Here is a 2,930-nt window from a genome sequence, read left to right on the forward strand (position 1 = left end):
TCCCTTCAGCTCGACCGCGTAGGCGTTATCGGCACTCATCTAAACTCCTTGCGATGCAGCCTCTCACTCGGACGCCTGACTTTCTGACGAAAGCACATGCCTCTCGGGCGGGCCGAACTGGCGGCGAACTATATCACTGCAATGGTCACGCGCCCAAGGCCAAAGCCGGGCCATATTCGGTCACATGCCCGCCATGACGCGTCATTTAGAGGGATTGAGTAACAAGGAATGACAATGCGCGACGAACTTGCGTGAGGGTTTCGATCATAACCGCTATAATCGCCGCCTTTTCATCAGGCTAAACGATTTCTGACATGAGCCAATCCAGCGACCTGATTCAATCCGCCCAACGCACCATCCGCCTCGAAGTGGAAGCCGTACAAGGCTTGCTGCCACAAATCGATGCGGATTTCGTACGCGCCTGCGAGATGATTCTGGCCAGCAAAGGCCGCGTAGTCGTGGTCGGCATGGGCAAGTCGGGGCACATCGGCAACAAGATCGCCGCCACCCTGGCCAGCACCGGCACCACGGCATTTTTTGTCCACCCCGCCGAAGCCAGCCATGGCGACATGGGCATGATCACCCGGGACGACATCATTCTCGCGCTGTCGAACTCCGGCTCGACCAATGAAATCGTCACCCTGCTGCCACTGATCAAGCGCCTGGGCATCCAGCTGATCAGCATGACCGGCAACCCTGACTCGCCGCTGGCCAAGGCCGCCGAGGTGAACCTGAATGTTCACGTCGAGCACGAAGCCTGCCCGCTGAACCTGGCGCCGACTTCATCGACGACCGCCGCACTGGTCATGGGCGATGCCCTGGCCGTTGCCTTGCTTGAAGCCCGCGGCTTTACCGCTGAAGATTTCGCGTTCTCGCACCCGGGCGGCGCCCTGGGCCGACGCCTGCTGCTGAAAGTGGACAACGTCATGCACGCCGGTCAGGAGCTCCCACAGGTCCAGCGCGGCACCCTGCTCAAGGATGCATTGATGGAAATGACCCGCAAGGGTCTGGGCATGACGGTGATCCTTGAAACCAATGGCAAACTGGCCGGGATCTTTACCGACGGTGATTTGCGCCGCACCCTGGACCGCAGCATCGACATCCATAGCGTCACGATCGATCAGGTCATGACCGCCCACGGCAAGACTGCCCGCGCCGAAATGCTCGCCGCCGAGGCCCTGAAAATCATGGAAGACCACAAGATCAACGCACTGGTCGTGGTTGACGACGAAGACCGTCCGGTCGGCGCCTTGAACATGCACGACTTGCTGCGCGCGGGGGTAATGTAATGAGTGCCGACCTGTTGCAACGCGGCCAGGCAATCAAACTGGCGGTTTTCGACGTCGACGGCGTTCTCACCGACGGTCGCCTGTATTTCCTTGAAGATGGCAGTGAATTCAAGACATTCAATACGCTCGACGGGCAAGGCATCAAAATGCTGATGAACGCCGGCGTACAGACCGCCATCATCAGCGGCCGCAAGACCCCGGTGGTCGAACGTCGGGCAAAAAACCTCGGCATTCCTCATCTGTTCCAGGGGCGCGAAGACAAACTGGTGGTTCTCGACGGTCTTCTTGAGCAATTAGGCTTAAGCTATGAACAGGTCGCCTACCTCGGTGACGACCTGCCGGACCTGCCGGTGATTCGCCGCGTCGGTTTGGGCATGGCTGTGGCCAATGCCGCCAGCTTCGTGCGCGAGCACGCCCACGGCGTCACGATGGCCCGCGGTGGAGAAGGTGCCGCCCGTGAATTCTGCGAACTGATCCTGCGCGCCCAGGGCCGCCTCGATGCGGCCAACGCCGCGTACCTGTGAGCCAAACATGCTGAGCAAAAAAATACGCAACATACTGCTGTTCGGCTGCATCACGGCGATTTTCGCCGCGGTCGGCTATTGGAACATCAGTCCGGAACGCTTCCTCGACAAGCCGGTCGTGCAGGTCGATAACAGCGCAATTGATTACTACGCCATCAATGCCCATAGCGTGCAGTTCCTGCCCGATGGCAAGTTGCAGTATGAAATGACTTCGGACAAGGTCGAGCACCTGAAAGCGACTGAAGTAACGCTACTGACCAATCCGGACCTGAACATGTTCCGCGGCACGCAGTTTCCATGGCATGTCCAGAGCGATAAGGGTGAAGTCAATCCAGACGGCACCCAGGTCGAACTGATCGACTCGGTACGCATCACCCGCTTCGATGAGAAAAACCGCAGAACCCTGATCACCACCACTCGTATGACGGTGTTCCCGCAGCAGCAATATGCGCAGACCGAGCAACCCGTTAGAATCGACGGCGCTGGCGGTGTATCGACTGGCAAGGGAATGAAAGCGTATTTGAAAGAAAGCAGGATACACCTGCTATCGAACGTAAGAGGACAGTATGAGGCTCGTTAAAACCCTCCCTATTTTGCTCAGTCTGAGCGCTGCACTGGGAAGCGTGAGCGCCTGGGCTCTGCCGGACGATCAACAGCAGCCTATTCGCATCCAGGCCGACGACGCCCAACTGGACGACAAGAACGGTATTGCCACCTACACGGGCGATGTCATCATCACCCAGGGTTCGATGAAGGTCACCGGCAACAAAGTGACCATGACACGCGCTCCGAATGGCGACATCGACGTGGTGACATCGGTGGGCAACCTGGCCTACTTCGAGCAACTGCAGACCGCGGGCGACACCAAACCCGTGCAGGGCTACGGCGTAACCATCCAGTACCACGCCTCGCAAAATCGCGTGGTGCTGATCGACCGCGCCAAGGTCATCGACAAGGACAACAACGTCACCCAGGGCGAGAAAATCGTCTACGACACCCAGAAGAAGCTGGCCAGCGCCGGTCGCGCCACGGGTAGCAAGGTGACCGAGTCGCGTCCGCGCGTCGACATGGTGATCCAGCCGAAAAAGAAAACCGACGAGCAAAAGGCCCAGTAATG

General features: G+C 58.8%; 4 protein-coding genes. All 4 read left to right on the forward strand.

All coding sequences use genetic code 11. From position 1 onward, the window contains the following. The first annotated feature begins 314 nt into the window (after positions 1 to 314). From D8V06_RS06420 to lptA, 4 genes are read left to right on the forward strand one after another with little or no spacing between them, the layout of a single operon-like run. Positions 315 to 1,289 carry a KpsF/GutQ family sugar-phosphate isomerase gene (locus tag D8V06_RS06420; RefSeq protein ID WP_130906270.1) on the forward strand — a complete coding sequence of 325 codons (975 nt, stop codon included), beginning with the start codon at positions 315 to 317 and terminating at the stop codon, positions 1,287 to 1,289. Beyond that, entirely contained in the window at positions 1,289 to 1,813 is a 525-nt protein-coding gene (locus tag D8V06_RS06425) for an HAD family hydrolase (RefSeq protein WP_130930644.1), read from the forward strand. The genes D8V06_RS06420 and D8V06_RS06425 overlap by 1 nt, the downstream gene beginning before the upstream one ends. Before the next feature lie 7 nt (positions 1,814 to 1,820). Further along, a complete protein-coding gene (gene lptC, locus D8V06_RS06430) occupies positions 1,821 to 2,393 on the forward strand; it encodes an LPS export ABC transporter periplasmic protein LptC (protein ID WP_056855030.1) in 573 nt (190 codons plus the stop codon). Beyond that, positions 2,380 to 2,928, forward strand: a complete 549-nt coding sequence (lptA, locus tag D8V06_RS06435) for a lipopolysaccharide transport periplasmic protein LptA (protein WP_056855029.1) — start codon at positions 2,380 to 2,382, stop codon at positions 2,926 to 2,928. The genes lptC and lptA overlap by 14 nt, the downstream gene beginning before the upstream one ends. Positions 2,929 to 2,930: the final 2 nt, after the last annotated feature.

Origin of the sequence: Pseudomonas sp. Sample_24, assembly GCF_004307605.1 — a bacterium.
GTDB lineage: Bacteria > Pseudomonadota > Gammaproteobacteria > Pseudomonadales > Pseudomonadaceae > Aquipseudomonas.